This window comes from Fontisubflavum oceani, from assembly GCF_030407165.1.
In the GTDB taxonomy this organism is placed as follows: domain Bacteria; phylum Pseudomonadota; class Alphaproteobacteria; order Rhodobacterales; family Rhodobacteraceae; genus Rhodophyticola; species Rhodophyticola oceani.
The window spans coordinates 114,523-133,706 of record NZ_CP129111.1 but is presented as its reverse complement, the minus strand read 5'-3'; the positions used below and the strand labels follow the sequence as shown (position 1 = coordinate 133,706).

At 61.2% G+C, this 19,184-nt stretch carries 17 protein-coding genes; 7 read left to right on the top strand and 10 right to left on the bottom strand.

Annotation, left to right across the window (positions count from 1 at the left end; translation table 11 throughout):
• Positions 1–4: 4 nt before the first annotated feature.
• From QTA57_RS00690 to QTA57_RS00665, 6 genes are all read right to left on the bottom strand, one after another.
• Positions 5–1,591: a glycosyltransferase family 2 protein gene (locus tag QTA57_RS00690; RefSeq protein ID WP_290153154.1), complete on the bottom strand. Its 1,587-nt coding sequence runs from the start codon at positions 1,589–1,591 to the stop codon at positions 5–7.
• On the bottom strand, positions 1,545–2,462 hold the full coding sequence (locus tag QTA57_RS00685; RefSeq protein ID WP_290153153.1) for a glycosyltransferase family 2 protein: 918 nt from the start codon (positions 2,460–2,462) through the stop codon (positions 1,545–1,547). The genes QTA57_RS00690 and QTA57_RS00685 overlap by 47 nt, the downstream gene beginning before the upstream one ends.
• Before the next feature lie 180 nt (positions 2,463–2,642).
• On the bottom strand, positions 2,643–3,320 hold the full coding sequence (locus tag QTA57_RS00680) for a DUF2461 domain-containing protein (protein ID WP_290153152.1): 678 nt from the start codon (positions 3,318–3,320) through the stop codon (positions 2,643–2,645).
• A 64-nt stretch (positions 3,321–3,384) separates the two neighbouring features.
• Positions 3,385–4,266: a bile acid:sodium symporter family protein gene (locus QTA57_RS00675; protein WP_290153151.1), complete on the bottom strand. Its 882-nt coding sequence runs from the start codon at positions 4,264–4,266 to the stop codon at positions 3,385–3,387.
• Between the two features lie 6 nt (positions 4,267–4,272).
• Positions 4,273–5,997, bottom strand: coding sequence for an AMP-binding protein (locus tag QTA57_RS00670; RefSeq protein WP_171557822.1), 1,725 nt, complete (start codon positions 5,995–5,997; stop codon positions 4,273–4,275).
• A gap of 230 nt (positions 5,998–6,227) precedes the next feature.
• Positions 6,228–7,052: an IclR family transcriptional regulator gene (locus QTA57_RS00665; protein WP_290153150.1), complete on the bottom strand. Its 825-nt coding sequence runs from the start codon at positions 7,050–7,052 to the stop codon at positions 6,228–6,230.
• Between the two features lie 187 nt (positions 7,053–7,239).
• Between QTA57_RS00665 and QTA57_RS00660 the strand changes: the two genes are divergently transcribed.
• The 4 genes from QTA57_RS00660 to QTA57_RS00645 are packed head-to-tail and all read left to right on the top strand — an operon-like array spanning position 7,240 to position 10,663.
• Positions 7,240–8,232 carry an NAD(P)H-dependent flavin oxidoreductase gene (locus QTA57_RS00660; protein ID WP_290153149.1) on the top strand — a complete coding sequence of 331 codons (993 nt, stop codon included), beginning with the start codon at positions 7,240–7,242 and terminating at the stop codon, positions 8,230–8,232.
• 20 nt (positions 8,233–8,252) lie between these two features.
• Positions 8,253–9,410, top strand: a complete 1,158-nt coding sequence (locus tag QTA57_RS00655; protein ID WP_171557827.1) for an acyl-CoA dehydrogenase family protein — start codon at positions 8,253–8,255, stop codon at positions 9,408–9,410.
• A 3-nt stretch (positions 9,411–9,413) separates the two neighbouring features.
• A complete protein-coding gene (locus QTA57_RS00650; RefSeq protein ID WP_290153148.1) occupies positions 9,414–10,262 on the top strand; it encodes an SDR family oxidoreductase in 849 nt (282 codons plus the stop codon).
• Entirely contained in the window at positions 10,259–10,663 is a 405-nt protein-coding gene (locus QTA57_RS00645; RefSeq protein ID WP_290153147.1) for a PaaI family thioesterase, read from the top strand. The genes QTA57_RS00650 and QTA57_RS00645 overlap by 4 nt, the downstream gene beginning before the upstream one ends.
• On the opposite strand, the gene QTA57_RS00640 is transcribed toward QTA57_RS00645, so the two are convergent.
• Positions 10,660–11,448, bottom strand: a complete 789-nt coding sequence (locus QTA57_RS00640) for an enoyl-CoA hydratase/isomerase family protein (RefSeq protein WP_290153146.1) — start codon at positions 11,446–11,448, stop codon at positions 10,660–10,662. The two genes, QTA57_RS00645 and QTA57_RS00640, sit on opposite strands and share 4 nt — an antisense overlap.
• A gap of 140 nt (positions 11,449–11,588) precedes the next feature.
• On the opposite strand from QTA57_RS00640, the gene QTA57_RS00635 reads away from it, so the two are divergent.
• The 3 genes from QTA57_RS00635 to QTA57_RS00625 are packed head-to-tail and all read left to right on the top strand — an operon-like array spanning position 11,589 to position 16,284.
• Complete coding sequence (locus tag QTA57_RS00635) at positions 11,589–12,740, top strand: TAXI family TRAP transporter solute-binding subunit (protein WP_171557834.1); 1,152 nt, start codon at positions 11,589–11,591, stop codon at positions 12,738–12,740.
• Positions 12,741–12,761: 21 nt separating this feature from the next.
• Positions 12,762–14,747 (top strand): TRAP transporter permease, encoded by a 1,986-nt coding sequence (locus tag QTA57_RS00630; protein ID WP_290153145.1) that lies wholly within the window; start codon positions 12,762–12,764, stop codon positions 14,745–14,747.
• Positions 14,734–16,284 (top strand): class I adenylate-forming enzyme family protein, encoded by a 1,551-nt coding sequence (locus tag QTA57_RS00625; protein WP_290153144.1) that lies wholly within the window; start codon positions 14,734–14,736, stop codon positions 16,282–16,284. The genes QTA57_RS00630 and QTA57_RS00625 overlap by 14 nt, the downstream gene beginning before the upstream one ends.
• Here the strand turns inward: QTA57_RS00625 and QTA57_RS00620 are convergent.
• The 3 genes from QTA57_RS00620 to QTA57_RS00610 are packed head-to-tail and all read right to left on the bottom strand — an operon-like array spanning position 16,281 to position 19,176.
• The gene (locus QTA57_RS00620; RefSeq protein WP_290153143.1) at positions 16,281–17,786 is read right to left on the bottom strand and encodes a 3-hydroxyacyl-CoA dehydrogenase; all 1,506 of its coding nucleotides are present in this window, start codon (positions 17,784–17,786) and stop codon (positions 16,281–16,283) included. The genes QTA57_RS00625 and QTA57_RS00620 overlap by 4 nt on opposite strands.
• A complete protein-coding gene (locus QTA57_RS00615; RefSeq protein ID WP_290153142.1) occupies positions 17,783–18,205 on the bottom strand; it encodes a Zn-ribbon domain-containing OB-fold protein in 423 nt (140 codons plus the stop codon). Before QTA57_RS00615 ends, QTA57_RS00620 begins: the two co-directional genes overlap by 4 nt.
• Complete coding sequence (locus tag QTA57_RS00610) at positions 18,202–19,176, bottom strand: hypothetical protein (RefSeq protein WP_290153141.1); 975 nt, start codon at positions 19,174–19,176, stop codon at positions 18,202–18,204. Before QTA57_RS00610 ends, QTA57_RS00615 begins: the two co-directional genes overlap by 4 nt.
• Between the last annotated feature and the right edge of the window lie 8 nt (positions 19,177–19,184).

Below are 19,184 nucleotides of genomic sequence, written 5' to 3'. Positions count from 1 at the left end.
GGCGTTATTCGGCGGCGTCTTTCGGGGCGCTCGGCGTGACTCCATTGATGAAATCCGCCTGCTCCGAGGCCTCCAACTGATGTTCGATAGCACGGAGCGAGACATCTAAACTCGCATCATGCAGTACCCGCAGTTCAGGATCAGCCAAAAGCGCGTTCATCCGGCCCTCTAGGTCACCCGAACGGATTGAGGTATCCTCAAATGTGTTGAGATCGAACTTGTCCCAATACTCCAGGTCGATCCGGTTTTTATCCTTGGAGTTCGCTGTGCCCCGCAGCTTTTTGAGCACGAACTCTTCCCGCGATTTCACGGCGTAGTGGTTCACCTGCCCGAATTCATAGCTCACCACCCGCGCGTTTGAGCGCCAGCCGGTCTCCAGATACTGATCTCCGATCGGTTTGCCGCTCGCGGTCACCCAGGTGATTTCGTCCGGGTTGACCTCCCGATCCTTGTTGAAACGGGGGCGGTGCACACCAAAATAGTCGAAGCTTTTCGGGCGGAAGAGCGTTTTGAAACCCCAGACAAGGCCATTCTCTGGCTTCACCACATTGCAGGCGCGGGTGAAGCGCTTGGTGACCGGACTCGGGTCCATATGTTTGGCCCCGGATGAGCCAAAAAGCCGCCAGTTGATCGACACCGCATCGGTTTCGTCGGGGAGCGCTTCAAGCAGGGCGTCCAAGCTGCCGTCGCCGGTATGGATGTTCAGAAACTCATCCGCATCGACGATCATCACCCATCCGGCATTCTTCACCACGTCCATCCGGTTGGCCCGGGAATAGGCGCGGCGTTGCGGGTCCATCCGGGGGCCAAGCGGGTTGTCGAAATGTTGCACGATCCCCATCGCGTCGAGGCGGTTCAAGATCAAATTGGTGCCATCGGTGCAGTCGTTCGAAAACAGAACGAATCCATCAAACCCGAGGTTCAGGTAATGCGCGATCCATTCAACGATGTAAGGTCCTTCGTTCTTCATCGTTGAGACCACGATCCGCCTGTTCTTGACGCCTTCGGGGCGCGAGCGGATGGCGAACCGGTTGGGATCGGGGGCGGCGGTTGGGCGGGCGGATTCGATCGGTGTTTCTGGCGTCGAAGAAGGGGCGGGCGCGGGTTGAGCCGCCTCCTGTGCTGGTGCTTTGGCCTTCTGCGCGATCACATTGATCGTCGCTTTGGGTTGGGTGAGGGCCTTGAAAATCTCGTCTGCAATCTCATCGGCCGATTTGCCGCTATGATCGGGGTCTGCGCGATCAGGGGCGATTTCCTCGACCTCCGCATCTGAGGCCGCGTCATCGCCATCTGTGGCGACGCTATGCAAGCTCCGCCTGGCCGCCGCTTTGCGCCCGGTCTGCTCGGAGTTGATCATCTTTGCGATGACCTTGTCTGGCACACCGCGTGCGCGCAATTGCTTGACGACCTCTTGGTATTTCATCGGCAGATGCAGGGTGAAGAGCACCTCATCGAGCTCTTTGATCGAGAGCTTGCCTGCCTGTTTCAACTGCGCCAACCACTCGTCATATTCGCCGGTTTCGCGCAGTTTCTTGACCTGGGCTTCATGGAACGCCAGCGCTTCTTTCTGGAAGCTGGGCCAGCTGCTCATCTTGCAGCCATTCGTCCATCTTGGCGCGCACCGCCGGGCCACGGTCGGCCGCGCCACGCACTTCGATCTCATTGCGGTCGAAGATCGAGAAATAGCTGGCGTTATATTTGTCGGTCTTGTTGTTCACATTGCCCCGCATCCGGCGGAGCAAATAGGCCTCGTAGCTTTTCACCGCATAGTGGTTCAACTCCACCAGGTCATAGCCAAGCGTCGGTTTGGTCGAGCGCCAGCCGGAGAGCTTGAAATCATTCTGCATCTCCTTGCCCGAGCCGTTGACCCAGGTCTGCGCCATCATCGCGCGGGGGCGTTCGGGGTAGAGCTTGGCCTTCTTGATATGCGGGCGGTGGATGCCGAGCTTCATCTCGTCATACGGGCGGAACATGGTTTTCACGCCCCAACCCTTCTTGAACGCATCGGGCGCGGCGCGGGTCAGGCTTTCGGTCACGAGCCCGGGGTTCCATGGCGTCACATCGTTGGAGCCGAAGAAGCGCCAGGTGATATTGATCGCATCGATGGGTTTCGGCATCGCCTCCATCAGGGCACCGACAGTGCCGTCACCTGCCTTGATGTTCAGGAACTCGTCGGCATCCATCACCATGATCCAATCGCTGTCGCAGACCTCAGGATTGGATTGCGCCAGGTTGAGCGCGTTGGGCTGGGGTTTTTTGCCCTCGGGCACGTCATTGCGGAAATGCTGCGTGATGCCCATTTCTTCGAGCCGGATCAGCATCTCATCGGTGCCGTCCGAGCAATTATTGGTATAGACGCAGATATTATCGAACCCCATCAAGTGGTGATAGGCGACCCATTCAAGAAGGCAGTGGCCTTCATTCTTCATCATCGACAGAATTGTGTATTGATGCTTGGCCATATCGCCCCTTGGGGTGGTTCCTGCTCACTCTTTAAAGGGTCACTCTGCGGCGCGGCTTCGACCGCTTGTTTGGCAAATGTGACCTTGGGTCCCCACCGTTAAACCGCAAATTGGGCCAAAAGACGAGGCTTGGCAGGTAAATCGCAGAAAATTTGGCGAAACCGGTGCGGATTTTGCGGCTCAGGCCCCCTCCATCAGATGGCGGACAAACAGGCGATCGAGCGGGAGCGTGACCCGCACGGCGTCCAACACCGCGCCGATCAATCCGTTGGAGTGATCCCGCCAATCTGAGGCGAGCGGGGCACCGATCACCAGATTTTTTCGCTTCAAAAGATCGGCCTGCGGATGATCGGGCGGATATGGTGCGGGCACCCGTTTCAACGGCTCCGGCCCCCAGGTGGACAGCGTCATGCCCGTCGCGGCGAGCGCCTCTGCCAACGCCGCACCTTCGGCGTCAATGAAGGCCCGAAACTGGGCGAGCGCGTCGCCTTTGAGACCCGGCAACCCATAGCCGACCCAAAGACCATCGGTATCGGCGGCAAAAAACACACCGGGATTGAACGGCCCATCGCCGGTGCCGGACCAGAGGATATGCAGGTGCGTGTTGTAGGGCGTTTTGTCCTTCGAAAACCGCACGTCGCGATAGATGCGGAAGATTTTGCCCTTCATCGAGCGGCCCAAGAGCTTCGTCAGTTCTTCGGCCATCAACTCCGAAAACAGCTCCGCCGGTTTCTTGATCGCTTGCGTGTAGTGATCTTTGCGTGGATCGAACCAGTCTTTGCGGTTGTTCTGCGCCAGCTCCGCGAAAAACGCGGTGCTGTCATCGATCATCTGGGTAAAGCCGTCCACTTGCGCCATTGCCGCCGCCTCCCTATTGCACGGGCGTCAGGGTGGGCCGGGGTAGGGCGCTCTGGCAAGAGGGTTAGAGCAACCCGTCCGGCATTTTCTGCTCCGCCGCCGTGTTTGCGCGCCGGAAAATCAGGGTGACCAGGGTCGATACGATGACGATGAAAAGCGAATAGAGCGCGGGCACGGCCATATAGCTCTGCGCCTGATCACCAGAGAAGGTGAAGGCCACGATGGCAATGGCCAGTGGTCCGTTTTGAATGCCGGTCTCCAATGCCACCGTGCGCGCGTTCCTTGGATGGAGCCGCAAGGTGCGCGCGAAGGTATAGCCGATGGCGATCCCGAAAAGCCCCAGCCCGATGGCGGCGACATAGGTTGCGGGCGTTGTGGTGACCAGAAACTGCCAGTTCCGCGGTACCCAGGAGACCATGATGAAGAGGATGAAAAACAATGCGAGTGCCGAGCCCAGGAACTCTGTCACTGCGCCGACATTGGCGTTGATTTTGCGCATCCCCATGCCGATGGCGACAGGCACCAGCAGTAAGACCAGCGTTGCGATGATGTTTTCCCGCGGGATTTGCAGGTCCAGCGCGGCGGAGTAGACCACCAGGATCACGGGGATCAGCAACACACCGAACACCGTGGAGGTCACGGTCATCAGCACCGAAAGCGCCAGATTCCCTTTGGAAAAATAGGTGAAGATGTTCGAGGTGGTGCCGCCCGGCATACAGGCCATGATCAAGACGCCGATGGCGATGGCCTCGGGCAAGGTCAGGAAACTGATCAGCAGAAAGCCGATAAACGGCATGAAGCCATATTGGCTGATCACACCGATGGCCAAGCCATAAGGCCGTTTCAGCGCCAAGAAGAAATCCCGCGGGGTGAGCGAGGCGCCCATGCCCAGCATGATCACGAAAATCATCAACGCCAGAAGCGCCTGTTCGAATGCTCCGACCATCTGCGCCTACTCCGCCGCGATCTGCGACAGCTCTTCGGCGCGCAGGTCTTTTCTGAGGATTTTGCCGACATTGGATTTCGGCAGCTCATCGCGGAATTCCACGCGTTTGGGCACCTTATATGCGGTCAAATGCTCCTTGCAGTGGGCGCGGATGTCTTCGGCCGTCACGCCTTGATCGCGTTTGACGATAAAGGCTTTCACGGCCTCACCCGTGCCATCATCCGGCACCCCGATCACAGCGGATTCCAACACCGCCGGATGGGTCGCCAAACAATCCTCCACCTCATTGGGATAGACGTTGAAGCCCGAGACGACGACCATGTCTTTCTTGCGGTCGACGATCTGGAAATAGCCATCGGAGTCCATCACGCCGATATCGCCGGTCAAGAACCACCCCTCTTTCATGACTTTGGCGGTCTCTTCGGGTTTGTTCCAATAGCCCGTCATGATCTGCGGGCCTTTGGCGGCCAATTCTCCGGTCTCGCCCTGGGGCACCGGCTTGCCGTCTTCATCCAGACAAGCCACCTCGGTCGAGGGTACCGGCACGCCAATGGAATTGGGCCGCGACTTGCCAAGCGGGTTGAAGGTCAGAACCGGCGAGGTTTCGGTCAGCCCATAGCCTTGGATCACGGGCTTGCCGGTGATCTCTTCCCACCGCTCTGCCACGGCGGTTTGCAGGGCCATGCCGCCGGCAGAGGCGAATTTCAGGTGTTTCGGCGGGCTGTCGGTGAACCAAATCTCATTGGTCAGCCCGTTGAACAGCGTGTTCACGCCACTCATCCAGGTGATTTTGTAATTCTCGAAGGCGCGTTTGAGATTGGTGAGCGGGCGCGGGTTCGGGATCAAGATGTTCCGCGCGCCCAGCCAATAGAAGCCGAGCAAATTCACCGTGAAGGCGAAGACGTGGTACATCGGCAGGGCGGTCAGCGCGACCTCGCGGCCCTTCTCGACGTCACCGGCGAGCAATTCCATGGTCTGTTCCATGTTCATGATCAGGTTCCGATGGCTCAACATCGCGCCTTTCGACACGCCGGTGGTACCGCCGGTATATTGCAAAACCGCCGTATCATCGGGCGACATGCCGGAATGATAGGGCTCGACCTCAATGCTCTCATCATGTTGCTTCTGCCGCCCTGCTGCGACGGCGTCGGGCAGCCGAATATGAGCCAGCTCAATCGGTTGGATTGTCCGATCCCAGTATTTCTGGACCAGACCGACAATGCCGCGCGGCATCGCGGGCAGGAACTCAGCCACACGCGTGACGATGATATTGGGGATCGGATGGCCGCGCATCGCTTCGGGCAGTTTGTCGGCGAACATATCGACGATGATCAGCGCGTGGGGTTCGCTGTCTTCAAACTGCTTCGCCATCTCTTCGGCGGTGTAGAGCGGGTTCACGTTCACTAACACGCAGCCAGCTTTCAGAACTGCGAAGGCGGCGATGGGAAAGGACAGACCGTTGGGCAGTTGCACCGCAACTCGGTCACCTTGCGCCAATCCGGCGATCTCGCGCAGATAAACCGCCAGTGCGTCCGACATCTCGTCGACTTGGTCGAAACTGAGCGTGCCGTTCATGCCATTGGGCAGGCAAGCCGTGAAGGCGGGTGCCTTGCCATACACCGAGGCGACCGAGCTGATCATGTCGCCGATTGAGCGATAGGCTAGGTCTTCGATTTCCGTGCGGGCTGATGGGCCATAAAAGGCCGTCCATGGACGATCGTCGCGCGACATCGTGTCTCCCTTTTTCTCCCCTTCGACGAGGTTAGCCCATTCCGCCATAAGAAAAAGAAGGAATATTCACCGTGACGCCAGGGAAGTTCCTTTTCCTGCGATAGGTTTTTCGTGTTGTCTGGGTATTTGTCGGAGGAGCCCGGACCGAAGCCATGTCTTGCCGAGCAGTGCGCCACGCGGTTCAGAGCGGTTTACCGAGCCCGCAATGACATGAAATCGCAGACCGTGCTCTACATCAGGTTCAGCCGTAAGATGCCTGCATCGATCAGGGCTTCCCGTGTCTCCATCATCCGGTCGCCGATCTCACCATAGAGGTTTTCTTCGGTGAGCCAGAAGGACGGGCCGCCGATATTCATCGCCAGAACGCTACGCCCGTCATCCAGCTTGAAGGCTGTCGCAGCGCCGTTGATTTCATGTTCCCAAACGCCAGCAACCACGCAAAACCCGCGCGTGCGCAGTTCTTCACCGGTGCGTTCATGTATCTCCAGAAACTTTTGCCGTTCATCGCCCATGAACTCGGCGAGTTTCTCAACTCTGACTTTGCGGCGCGGCGCGGGCAGGGCGTGGAGATAGGCTTGGCCCATCGCCGTCGTCGCCATCGGAATCCGGCTGCCGATATCCTGACGCAGCATGATCCGCGACACTGAGCGGTGCAGCGCGATATAGACCATCTCGTGACGGTCGGCCTGACCAATGGCTACCGTGCCGCGGGTGTCATCGGCCAGTTGCTGCAAGGGCCCTTTCGCCAACTCGGTGATGCCGGTTCCGTTCCCGAACGCCTGCGCGAAGGCCAGAACGCCGGGACCAAGGCGATATTTCTCGGTCTCGGCGGAATAGACGAGATAGCCAAGTTCGGTCAGCGTGAAGGCAATCCGGCTGACTGTGGGTTTTGGCAGCCCGGAGCGGGCCGCGATCTCTTGGTTTCCAAGCGGTTTCCCCTCAGGCACAAAGCTGCGCAGCACCTCAAAGCCCCGCGACACGGCAGTCACGAATTGGCGGGAGGATTTCGGATCCTCTTCCGAGGTGTCTTTGGGTGTCGCGCGGGGTCGGGCCATGCTGCCTCTCGGGTCAAGGGTGTCTCACTAGACATTAGAACGGTCCGTTTCTCAAGTTGCGAAACGATTTTTTGCAAAGCGGTAGTGGTCTATCTTTTGTGAAATATTATTTTGCACTGCGGAATAATGGCGCTATGGTTGTGGGACAGATTGGGGATGCAATGCAGACGGGACAAGCGCAGCGGTGTTGAAGACAAGACTCACGGAGCGCTTTGGGATCGAAAAGCCGATCCTTTGCGGCGGCCTGATGTGGCTGGCGACGGCGGAGTATGTCGCGGCGGTCGTGAATGCCGGAGCCATGGGCTATATCACACCACGCTCCTACCCAGACGAGGCGGCTTTTGTCGACGCGCTTCGCCGATGTCGTGCGATGACCGGTGGGCGGCCCTTTGGCGTCAATCTCTACATCTCGGCCCGACCAGAGGAAAACGCGCGGATGCGCCGGTGGATCGAGATCCTGGCAGGTGAGGATGTGCGCCACGTTGAAACGGCGGGGTATAGCCCGGTGGCCTTTTTGCCCGCGCTCAAGGCGGTTGGGTGTCAGGTTGTGCACAAAGCGACCAGCGTCCGCCATGCGGCATCGGCGGCGAAAGCTGGGGTCGATGCGGTGGTGCTGATCGGCGCGGAATGTGGTGGTCACCCGGGGCAGGGCGACATTCCCGCCATGGTCTTGGCCGCGCGGGCTTTGGAGCAGATCGATGTCCCCGTTTTGGTCGGCGGTGGCATCGGGTCAGGGCGGCAGTTGGCCGCCGCGCTGGCGCTTGGGGCAGATGGGGTCTTAATTGGCTCGCGCATGCTGGTAGCCGATGAAATTTGGGCGCATGACGCCTACAAGACGCATTTGCTGAGCCTGGACGAGACCGGCTCAACCACCGTCCTGCACGCATTGAAGAACACCTATCGCTGCCTTGCCAATGACACTGCGGCAGCGGTGGCCGCGTTGGAGGCCGAGGGCGTGCGCGACTACGAAACACTGGGGCCTTTGATTGGTGGGATGATGCAGCGCCAAGCCTATGAAACCGGGGATTGGAGCCAAGGGGTGTTGTCGCTTGGGCCGGCGGCCGCCTGGTGCGACCGACTGGAACCCGCAGGTGCAATTTTGGATCGGCTGACGGCGGAGGCCGAAACCGCCCTGAGATCAGCCCGAGACCGGATCGCCCCGGCCTTGGCGCCCGCGTAACGAGGACAAAGGGACAAACGATGGGAATTGACAATGACAGCTTCATGCAGATCTGCGCCGCGTTGCAGCGGTTTGTCGAAGAGCGGCTGATACCAGCGGAAGAACAAGTCGAACTGGACGACGATATCGCGCCGGAGATCGTGCAAGATATGCGTGAGATGGGCCTTTTCGGCCTGTCGATCCCGACGCAATATGGCGGCCTTGGTCTCAGCCTGAGCCAGGAGGCACAGGTGATGCAGATCACCGGGCGGACCTCTGCGGCTTTCCGGTCAGTCTTCGGCACAAATGTGGGCATCGGCTCGCAAGGCATCATCATGGACGGGACCGAGGCGCAGAAAGCTCACTATCTGCCGAAGTTGGCGACCGGCGAAATCATCTCCTCCTTCGCGTTGACCGAACCCGATGCCGGATCGGATGCCGCTGCGATCCGCACGACGGCGCGCCTGGACGGCTCCGATTATGTTCTGAACGGCACCAAGCGCTATATCACCAACGCCCCGCGCGCAGGGCTGCTGACGCTGATGGCGCGGTCCGAGCCGGATCAGAAAGGCGCGGCCGGCATCTCGGCCTTCCTGGTGCCGACCGATCTGCCCGGGATCACCATCGCACCTGCGGACCGGAAAATGGGGCAGCACGGGACCAAGACCAGCGATATCATCCTCGAAGATGTTAGGGTGCCGGCGGAAAACGTTATCGGCGGCGTGCCGGGCCGTGGATTCAAGACCGCGATGAAGGTGCTGGATCGGGGCCGGATCAATATCGCGGCAACCTCGGTCGGTATGGCGTCGCGTCTGATCGACGAGGCGTTGGCCTATGCCCATGAGCGCAAAGCCTTTGGTAGCGCCATCGCAGATTTTCAACTGGTCCAGGCGATGCTCGCCGACAGCCAGACCGAGTATTACGCGGGTCGCACAATGGTGACCGATGCCGCCGAGATCTATGACCGCGAGGGCAAGGCGATCCAGGAGGCGGCCTGTGCCAAGTATTTCTGTACCGAGATGGTCGGGCGGGTCGCGGACCGCGCCGTGCAGATCCACGGTGGGGCGGGGTATATGGCCGCCTATCCGGTGGAGCGGTTCTATCGCGACGTGCGGCTCCTGCGGATTTACGAAGGCACGAGCCAGATCCAACAATTGATTATCGCGCGCCAGATGAGCCGCGCCTTCCAACAGGGGTAAGACATGTTTGAACCAGGGCTTTATGACGGGCGCTGCGCCCTGATCACTGGCGGCGGCACGGGGCTGGGCCGGACCATGGCCGAGCGTCTGGCCGAACTGGGCGCGGAGCTGATCATCTTCGGCCGCCGCGAAGAGGTTCTGAAAGCCGCTGCCGAAGAGATCGAGGCCAAATACGGTCGTCGGGTGCGCTATGCGGCGCTGGACGTGCGCGATGCCGCGGCGATTGACGTGGCGCTGGATGCGATTTGGGACGACACCCCGCCCGATATCCTGATCAACAACGCGGCGGGCAATTTCACCGCGAAATACGAGTCGCTCTCGCCACGTGCCGTAGATGCGGTGTTGAACATCGTGCTCCACGGCACGGCCTATATGACGCTGGCCTGCGGCAAGCGCTGGTTGGCGGCGGGTATGAAGGCGACGGTCATGTCGATCACCGTCACCTATGCCTTCACCGGCGCGCCTTATGTGGTGCCCTCGGCCATGGCCAAGGCCGGCGTGTTGGCCATGACCCGGTCGCTTGCTGCCGAATGGGGCCCGAAAGGCATCCGGTTTGTCGCCGTCGCGCCGGGGCCGTTCCCGACACCCGGCGCGTGGGACAATCTCTATCCGCGGCCCGGTCTCGGCAAGATCATGGAACAGCGCCCGCCGGTGGGCCGCCCGGGCCGTCACGACGAATTCGCCGATCTGACGGCCTATCTGTTGAGCGATCAGGCTGGATTCATCCATGGTGAGCAAGTGATCATCGACGGCGGCAATTGGTTGAAGAAGGCGGCGTCTTTCTCGGAACTTGATGCGCTGACCGATGAGGATTGGGCGGCGATGGCCAGCGGTGCGAAGCCGAGCAAATGAAGAGTGACTGGACCGATATGAGCCCGTTTTCGGAACTCTTAGGGCTCCGCGTTGACCGCGCGGAGCCTGATTACGCCCGGCTCCGCTGCGCCTGGCAGCCGAGCTTCACGAATATGTCCGGTGTGGCGCATGGTGGTGTCGTGGCCAGTGTTATGGACACAGCTTGCGGCGTCGCACTCACCGCCGATGAAAATGGCAAACGGCAAGGCCGGGTGGTGACGGTGTCGTTCTCGCTGAACTATCTTGCGCCGTTTCGCGAGGGCGAAGAGATCGTCTGCGAGGCCTGGGTGGTCGGTGGCGGGCGGAAGCTTAAAACCGTCCGCGTGCAGGTGACCGATGCCAATAAAGGTACGGTGATTGCCACCGGCCATGGGGTGTTTCGCCATATCACCTGGCCTTAGCGGCCTTTGAACTCGGGCACGCGTTTTTCCATGAACGCGGTCCGCCCTTCGGTGAAGTCTTCGGTTTGAAACAACACGGCCTGCGCATCTGCTTCGGCGGCCAAAGCCTCGTTGAGACCCATTGGCCCGCGCGACAGCCAAGTCTTGGTGAGCGCCACGGCGGCCGGCGCGCGTTTGGCGATGGTCTTGGCGATGCCTTGAGCCGTCGCCAGCGCTGCGCCCGGCTCAGTCACTTCCTCGACCAGCCCCCAATCGGCCGCCGAGTCGGTGTCGAATTGTTCCGAGGTCAGCATCAAACGTTTTGCCCGACCCAGCCCCATCCGGGCGGGCAGCGTCCAGATTGCCGCCATATCGGGCATCAGCCCGAGCTTGTTGAAGGCGCAATTCCAAACCACGTCCTCGGCGGCCACAACCACATCGCAGGCCGCCGCCAGCGACATGCCTGCCCCAACCGCGTAGCCTTCGACGGCGGCGATCACTGGCTTTTCGCCCTCGATCAGCAAGCGGACAAGACGGTGCAGGCGTTGCAGCCGCGCCCGCCCGGCCATCGTCGTCAGATTGTCCATGCCAGAGATGTCACCGCCGGCGGAAAACACACCCTCGGCTCCGGTCAGAACCAGGACCCGCACCTCGGGATCGATCATCAGATCGAAGACCGCGTCATGCAGCACCTCGCGCAATTCGAGCGACAACGCGTTGCGCCGCGCCGGATAGCGCATGGTGACCGTCGCAACACCACCAGAGGTTGTGACATCCACACCCAAATCCACAGAATCGCCTGACATATCGCGCTCCAATCAATATTTCGCTCTGCGAACTTTAATTTTGTTTTGCATCCCGCGTCCAGTAGCCTAGTGTGGAAACATGAAGAGACGGTGCCGCCGGGAGGGCCTGGCGCCATCACATCATTTGGGAGGAATTCAAGATGCATAATGCGCTGTTGAAGCGTATGGCTGCGGCTGTGCTGGCGGTCGGGATCGGCACCCCCGCGATTGCGGAGATGCCATCGACAATCGCGGTGACCACCTATTCCACAACCTCCGCCGGTTTCGCGCAGATGGTCGCGATCGGGGGCGTGTTGCAGTCAGAGTTGGGTGTCAATCTGCGGCCTATTCCAGGCGACAATGACATTTCGCGCCAAGCGCCGTTGCAACAAGGTGTGGCGCAGTTCAGCTCCACCGGGTTTGGCGTGTTTTACAGCCAGGAAGGCGTCTTCGAATTCGCCGATCGTGGCCAGTGGGGGCCGCAGCCTGTGCGCCTGGTGATGTCGAATGTTTCTGATGGCGGCATCGGCTTTGCGATCGACCCGGCGCTTGGCATCACCGACCCGTCCGAGATGGAAGGTGTCCGGGTTGCGCGCATCGTCGGTTCGCCTGCTCTGAACCTCTTGGTCGAGGCATATCTGGCCTTTGGCGGTCTGACTTGGGACGATGTCGAAGTTGTTGAATTCCCTGGCTTTGGCGCCTGGCTTGATGGCTATGTGGCCGGGCAGGTCGATGCCGGGATCGCGGTCAGCGACAGTGGCACATCGGGGCGTCTGGCGGCCAGTAACCGGGGCATGGACTGGGTCCTCTTTCCAACCGACGACACCGAGGGCTGGGAGCGGATTACGGAGTTTGCCCCGTGGTTCTTCCCCAAAACGGTGACCGCTGGCAACAATGTGCCGGAAGATGGTCTGCCCTTCGCGGTCTATCATTATCCGAACCTCGTCACCTATGCCGAGGCGGAAGAGCAGATGGTCTATGAGTTCACCCGCGCTATGGTGGAGTTCTTCCCGCAATATGAAGATGCTGCACCGGGGGCTTATGGTTGGGCGGCGGAGCGTCAATCGCTGTCTTATGTCATGCCGTTCCACGATGGGGCGATCCGTTACTGGCAAGAGGCCGGTATGTGGACCGATGCGGATCAGGCCAATCACGACGAACTTCTGCGGCGTCAGCAGGTTCTAGCGGATACTTGGGCCGCGGTGATTGCCGAGGATCATGCCGATGACGGAGCCTTCGCGGCAGCTTGGCAAGCGGCGCGCTTCGAGGCACTGTCCGAGGCCGGGTTCAACCCGTTCTTCGAAACCTGGTAACGCTTTACGGACGCATCAAAAATGACCACCGCTGAGACTGACACGCGCCACGGAGCGCACCCGCGATGGGTCTCCGCTGTCGTAATCCTAGGCGCAGTCTTGGCGGTGGTTCTGACGATCCATCAGGTGTTTATCCTCGGGCGCGCCACCGGCGTCATGCTGCTGGAAAACGCCTATCTCTATTGGCTTCTGGCCTGTCTTCTGCCGCTGGCCTTCTTTGTCTTTCCTCTGACGATCAAAGGTCGCTGGATCTGGCCGCTAGACCTGCTCATGGCGCTGGCCACTGCGGGGATCCTTGGCTATTTCGCCTGGAACGCCGAGACGATGGTGCGCCAGGCTTGGGAATATACGGCCCCTGAACCGGCCCGGTGGGCTTCGCTTCTTTTGTGGTTCCTGGTGATGGAGGTCACGCGTCGCGCGGGTGGTTTGGCGATCCTGATTGTTGTCGGCGTTCTGTCTTTCTATCCGGTCTATGCCGCCTCAATGCCGGGCGTGTTTTCGGGCTTTGCGATGACGGTCGAGCAGACCGGCATGTATCACATCATGAGCACGCAAAGCATGCTGGGCTTGCCGATCAAGGCCTTTGCCTCGCTGGTTGTCGGGTTCCTGCTCTTCGGGGTTACGTTGCAATTCACCGGTGCCGGGCGGTTCTTTCTCGATATGTCATTCGCGCTTCTGGGCCATGTCAGGGGCGGCGCGGCCAAAGTTGCAGTGTTTGCCTCCGGTCTAATGGGCTCAATGTCGGGCTCGGTCACCTCGAATGTGTTGACCACCGGCACGCTGACCATCCCGGCCATGACCAAATCCGGTTTCCCCCGGCTCTATGCGGCGGGGATTGAGGCTTGCGCGTCCACCGGCGGCACATTGATGCCGCCGATCATGGGGGCCACGGCCTTCGTCATGGCGAATTTCCTCGGCATTTCCTATCTGGAGGTGGCGACGGCGGCGATCATCCCCTCAGTGCTGTATTTCTTCGGTCTATTTATCGGTGCCGATGCATTCGCGGCGAAAGCCGAGATCAAGGGCTTGCCGCAGGAAGAACTCCCGAGCCTCCGCAAAGCGATGCGCGAAGGCTGGTACTACATCGCCGTTTTTGCCTTTCTGATCTGGATGTTGATCGGTTTGGGGCGTGAGGCGGCGGCACCGTTCTATGCCACGGGTCTATTGCTGATCATCAATCAGGTGTTTTCCAAGCGCGACCGGATGACATGGGACCGGTTCAAGTCCTATCTGCTGGCTGTTGGGCGGCTCCTGGTCGAGATCGCCGCGATCCTGGCGGGGATCGGCCTTGTGGTCGGCGCGCTGGTCGTGACCGGTATGATCGGCGGGCTGACCAATGCGCTGGTCCATATTGCGGGCGGCTCGGTCCTGGCGCTTCTGGTCATGGGCGCGTTGGCAAGTTTCATCCTGGGCATCGGCATGACGGTCACGGCGGCCTATGTGTTCCTGGCCGTTGTCCTCGCGCCATCGCTGATTCAGGCGGGCCTCAACCCGCTGGCGGTGCATATGTTCATCCTCTATTGGGGCATGCTGTCCTTTATCACGCCGCCAGTGGCGATTGGTGCGTTCGCCGCGGCCTCGGTTGCGCGGACCAGCCCGATGCGCACGGGGTTCAAGGCCGTGCAACTCGGCGCGATCATCTATTTCGTGCCGTTTTTCTTCGTCCTCAACCCGGCGCTCCTCTTGATCGGAACACCGCAGGAGATCATTTCCGTCACGGTGTCGGCGATCATCGGCGTCGCGGTTCTGGCGAACGGATTGCAGGGCTATATCTATGGCATCGGACCGGTGACACATGGCCCCGTCGGATGGGTTGTGCGCGGCTTGATGATTATCGGCGGTCTGGCCTTCGCCGCGCCAGGCTTGCCGATGGCGGGTATTGGGCCGCTGGTCACTTCTGCGATTGGTGCTGGCTTTGCGGTCTTGGCTCTGATCCTCGCCTGGATTACGCAAGACAAAGCGGCCCCGCCGCTTGTTGAAGGACAAACCGGACATGACGCACACTGAGCCGTTTTCGGCTTCTGACGACCCAGAGACGCAGGCGTTTCTGGACACGCTGCCGCGCAAACTCCATGAAGCTCCACTCAGATGGGCGGCGGACACACCCGGTGGGATTGCAATCTCCGATCCAACGCGGCGGTTAACCTATGCCGAATTGGGCGCGGCGATCTCGGCGGCGGCTGCCCGGCTGGTGGCGCACGGTGTTCGCCCGGGTGACCGGGTTGCGGTGATCAACGAAAATGGGGTGACCTCCGCCGTGTTGATCTATGCGGTCAGCGCGGCAGGGGCCATCGCCTCGCCGATCAATGCTCGGGTGTCGCCGCGTGAAGTGGCGGTGATGTTGGGCCATCTGGTGCCACGCTGCATTCTCTACGCCACCGACAGCGCCGCTGCCGCGACCCATGCCGAAGAGGCGGGTGCCGCGCCCGAGACCGGTCCCGTAATCGGCCAATTTGCCATCGGCGCGTTGAATGACGATGCGGCGCCCGAAACCGGCGATTTGCCCGCCGTGATTATGTTTACCTCCGGCACCACGGGGCGGCCGAAAGGGGTTGTGCTGGGCCATCAGGCGATCCTCTATCAAGGGGCCAGTCAGGTTGTCAGCCGCAACATTTCAACCGAAGATACGCTCTATATCGTCGCGCCGATCAGCCATGCCATCGGTCTTGGGTCGAACCTGATCACCGCGGCCATCGGCGGGGCCGAGGCCATGCTGGCACCGCGCTTTTCACCGGAGGCGCTGGCCCATGCGATTGCCGAAGATCGGATCAGTTTCATGGTCGCGGTGCCGCAGATTTACGCCAAACTGCTCGATTATGCCGACGCCCATGGCATCGACCTGAGCCAGACAACCCGGTTGCGCTTTACCGGCACGGGAGGATCGCCTGTCGACCTGAGCCTGATGCAGCGGATGAAGAGCATATTCGGCCTGCCATTTCGCAATGGCTATGGCTGTACCGAGATGACGCCAATTGCCCGCGTGCCGGATGGGGTGGAAGCCTCAGGAGACGCCATTGGCATCGCCTCGCCGGGCTGTGAGGTGAAAGTGGTGCGCGCCGATGGGTCCGAAGCCGCCGATGATGAGGTGGGAGAACTTTGGGCGCGGGGGCCGTCGCGCATGGATGGCTATTATAAAGACCCGGAGGCGACGGCGGCGACGATCACGCCGGATGGCTGGCTCAGAACCGGCGATATGGCGCGGCGCGATGCGGAGGGCAGCTTCTACATCGTCGGGCGCGGCAAGGAGCTGATCATTCGCTCTGGTTTCAATGTCTATCCGGTTGAGGTTGAGGGCGTGCTGAATGCCTTCCCAGGCGTTATGCAGTCGGCCGTGGTCGGCCGAAAGGTGCCCGGAGATGAAGAGGTCGTCGGCTATGTCCAGGCCGCAGCCGGTGTGACGCTTGATCTCGACGCGCTGCGGCAGCATTGCCGCGAGAACCTCTCGGGCTACAAGGTGCCTACAGAGCTTATCCAAGAAGACTTGCCCATCGGGCCCACCGGCAAAATCCTGAAAAGTGCGCTTGCGGCGCGGTTTGCGCCCTAGCCCTCTGGCGTCAGCAAGCTGACCCCAAGAGCCGCGCGCCGTTTCAGCCATAGGCTGGGGCGGTAGCGTGGATCGCCCGTGGCCTCTTGCAGCGCAGTAAGGATCGTCATGATCCGGGCCGGGCAAAGCCGATCCCCAAGCGCCATGGGTCCGATCCGATAGCCCAGGCCCAACATGGTCGCGCGGTCGATATCTTCCGGCGTCGCAATCCGGGCCTGAGCAATTTCGCAGGCGATATTGATGATCGTGGCAACCATGCGTTGGGCCACAAATCCGGGGCTGTCATGGATCACGGTCACACCCTTGCCACCTCGGGCCACGGCGGCAGAGGCGGCGTCACGCATCTCGGGCCGGGTGACCGGCGTCGTCATCACCGTGCGCCGCCCCGCGAGGCCAAAGAACGGGTCGACCGCCACCGTGCGGGTCGGGTCGAGATTCAAATCCAGGGCCGTGCTGGTCGCGTCCCTTCCAAGCGGAGAGACCAGCAAAAGCGCCTCGGGGTCAGGACTGTCACTCAGCGTCGCGCTTGCGTCGAGCAAGGTCTGCGTAAGCTCCGCCGCGCCGTCCCCTGGCGCCACATAGATCGGCGGAAGCGCGATATCGGGGGTGTCGACCGGCGCGGGCCGGATGATCTTGCCCGCATCATAGCGATAGAAGCCCTCGCCGGTTTTCCGGCCCAAAAGGCCTGCTGCGACGCGCAAGGGTGGCGTGGGCGAGGGGCGAAAGCGGGGTTCTTGCCAGAACTGTTCGTAAATCGATTGCATCACGGGGAATGACACATCCAGGCCCGTCAGATCCAGAAGCTCAAACGGCCCCATCCGGAACCCCGCCGCCTCGCGCATCACATCGTCAATCTGATGCGGTGTGGCAACGCCTTCCTGCAGCAGGCGGAGCCCTTCGGTGTAAAGCCCGCGCCCGGCATGGTTGACCAGAAACCCGGGGCTGTCGGTGGCCGTGACCGGCGTATGTCCGATCCCGTCGATCAGGGTGGTCATCTCGGCCACGAGGTCGGACCTTGTGCGCAGACCTGGGATCACCTCGACCAGTTTCATCAGCGGCACGGGGTTGAAGAAATGCAGACCGATCACACGCTCGGGCCCCGGCACTGGCGCGGCAATCCGTGTGACGGCGAGCGACGATGTGTTGGTAGCCAGGATCGCATCATTGCGGAGGATGTCGGCGAGCTTGGTGAACAGGGCCTGTTTCGGTTCCAACGCCTCGACAATCGCCTCGATCACCACATCGCATGGTGCAAAAGCGTCCAGGGCGTCAACTGGCTCCAGCCGTGCGATGGCCGCATCCGCCTCGGCTTGGGTCATCCGATCTTTCGCGACCGCGCGGGTCAACATATCGCCGATGAAGGTGCAGGCGGCCTCAAGCGCGGGCGTGGAGGTGTCGTGGAACAGTACCCGATGCCCGGCTTGGACAAACACCTGCGCGATGCCGCGCCCCATCGTGCCAGCGCCGATTACGCCGATGACAGGCTTCGTCGCGGCATTCATGTGGAAGAGACCGGGGAAAACTTGACCCCGTAACGGACAATGCCCTCTTGGTCATAGAGCCGCCGCACGGTTGCGGTGACCGGGTCGCCAATGGCCAGTGTGTCGGGATCAGCCCCGACGATTTGGCCAATGATACGCGGGCCGTCCTCCATCTCGATCACGCCGACCACGATGGTCCCAGTCATGGTTTGTTGGTCATCGAACTCCGCCGGTGCGCCGCCGCGGGCGATGACGGTGAAACTATAGATGGTCCCGGTTTCGGCCAACGTCTCGGGTTCGAAATCCTGCGCGTCGGAGGTGATGCCGACCGTGCGCGGCGGATAGACCAGTTCGTCGGTTGAGGGGGAGCGCCCGCCTTCAAGCCGCAGCCGCGCATCGATGGAGGCCGCATAGAGCGGCAGGGAGATATAGGAACTCATAGCGTGTCTCCAAAGCGGCTGCTCAGCATCTGGCGGTGCTTCAGATAGGCAACATAATCAATTTCTTGACCGCTTTCGGCTTGGGCCGCGACCGGGCGGCTGGTCGGGCGAGGGCGATCGACTGTGAGTTTAAGTGCCGCCGCACCCGCGCCGAGGGCGACGGCGGTGATTGTCGCCCCGGTCTGCGCCTGATCTAGACGGTCGGCGAGCGCGAGAGGGGCCGAGGCCGCACCCACATCGCCAAGGATTGGCCAAAGCCGGTCGCTCTCGGCTCCCGCGGCGGTCTCGAGCCTCTTCGCGGCCCGAGGCGATAGACCTGTCGCCAGGTGATCGGCGGTGAGGTCAAACCGGCTAGCCAAGAGATCGGCGGCTTTTCGGTCGTCTTGGGTGCGCAATTCCAGGTCCTGCAAGCGGGGAGACCCCGCGCGCCGGAACCGTGCACCAAAGCTTTCATGGCTAATCGTCATCGAGGGGCCAAGCGTGGCGATGCCGGGGCCCGACCCAATCACAAACGCAGCGGCCCCGGCGCCAAGCGCATGTTCCAGCGGCGTGTCGGGTGCGGCGGCGGGTGCATCGGTGGCGATGGCCAGCACGACCTGGCCTTCGGGCAGGCGCTCGGCTTCCATACCCGCAAGACGCAACGCCTGCAGACCGGCTTGCGGCGAACCGCGCAATTCATAAACGGCGGCAGGTGCGCCGGTCAGTCCGGTCAAGATTGTCGCGGAGGACGGTTTTTCTTCATAGGGCAGGGTGGTCGCTCCGACATAGACGGCTGCGATGTTTGGGTCGCCAGCGGCTGCGAGCGCTCGCCGTGCGGCGGCGATGGCAAGTGTCACCGGGTCTTCATCATAGGCGCAGACCGTTTTGCGTTTCAGTCCCGAGGCCGCGCAAGACCCCCAGGCCGCGACATAGGCCGAAGCGGGCAGGCGCAGAGTCGGAAGTTCGGCTGCATAGGCAAGAATGCTGGTCATATCTGCGT

Coding starts and splice junctions, on each gene's coding strand:
- QTA57_RS00620 (WP_290153143.1), bottom strand. CDS start 17,786: ATGAATGCCGCGACGAAGCCTGTCATCGGCGTAATCGGCGCTGGCACG.
- QTA57_RS00690 (WP_290153154.1), bottom strand. CDS start 1,591: ATGAGCAGCTGGCCCAGCTTCCAGAAAGAAGCGCTGGCGTTCCATGAA.
- QTA57_RS00685 (WP_290153153.1), bottom strand. CDS start 2,462: ATGGCCAAGCATCAATACACAATTCTGTCGATGATGAAGAATGAAGGC.
- QTA57_RS00615 (WP_290153142.1), bottom strand. CDS start 18,205: ATGAGTTCCTATATCTCCCTGCCGCTCTATGCGGCCTCCATCGATGCG.
- QTA57_RS00675 (WP_290153151.1), bottom strand. CDS start 4,266: ATGGTCGGAGCATTCGAACAGGCGCTTCTGGCGTTGATGATTTTCGTG.
- QTA57_RS00655 (WP_171557827.1), top strand. CDS start 8,253: ATGGGAATTGACAATGACAGCTTCATGCAGATCTGCGCCGCGTTGCAG.
- QTA57_RS00645 (WP_290153147.1), top strand. CDS start 10,259: ATGAAGAGTGACTGGACCGATATGAGCCCGTTTTCGGAACTCTTAGGG.
- QTA57_RS00665 (WP_290153150.1), bottom strand. CDS start 7,052: ATGGCCCGACCCCGCGCGACACCCAAAGACACCTCGGAAGAGGATCCG.
- QTA57_RS00680 (WP_290153152.1), bottom strand. CDS start 3,320: ATGGCGCAAGTGGACGGCTTTACCCAGATGATCGATGACAGCACCGCG.
- QTA57_RS00650 (WP_290153148.1), top strand. CDS start 9,414: ATGTTTGAACCAGGGCTTTATGACGGGCGCTGCGCCCTGATCACTGGC.
- QTA57_RS00640 (WP_290153146.1), bottom strand. CDS start 11,448: ATGTCAGGCGATTCTGTGGATTTGGGTGTGGATGTCACAACCTCTGGT.
- QTA57_RS00610 (WP_290153141.1), bottom strand. CDS start 19,176: ATGACCAGCATTCTTGCCTATGCAGCCGAACTTCCGACTCTGCGCCTG.
- QTA57_RS00670 (WP_171557822.1), bottom strand. CDS start 5,997: ATGTCGCGCGACGATCGTCCATGGACGGCCTTTTATGGCCCATCAGCC.
- QTA57_RS00625 (WP_290153144.1), top strand. CDS start 14,734: ATGACGCACACTGAGCCGTTTTCGGCTTCTGACGACCCAGAGACGCAG.
- QTA57_RS00630 (WP_290153145.1), top strand. CDS start 12,762: ATGACCACCGCTGAGACTGACACGCGCCACGGAGCGCACCCGCGATGG.
- QTA57_RS00635 (WP_171557834.1), top strand. CDS start 11,589: ATGCATAATGCGCTGTTGAAGCGTATGGCTGCGGCTGTGCTGGCGGTC.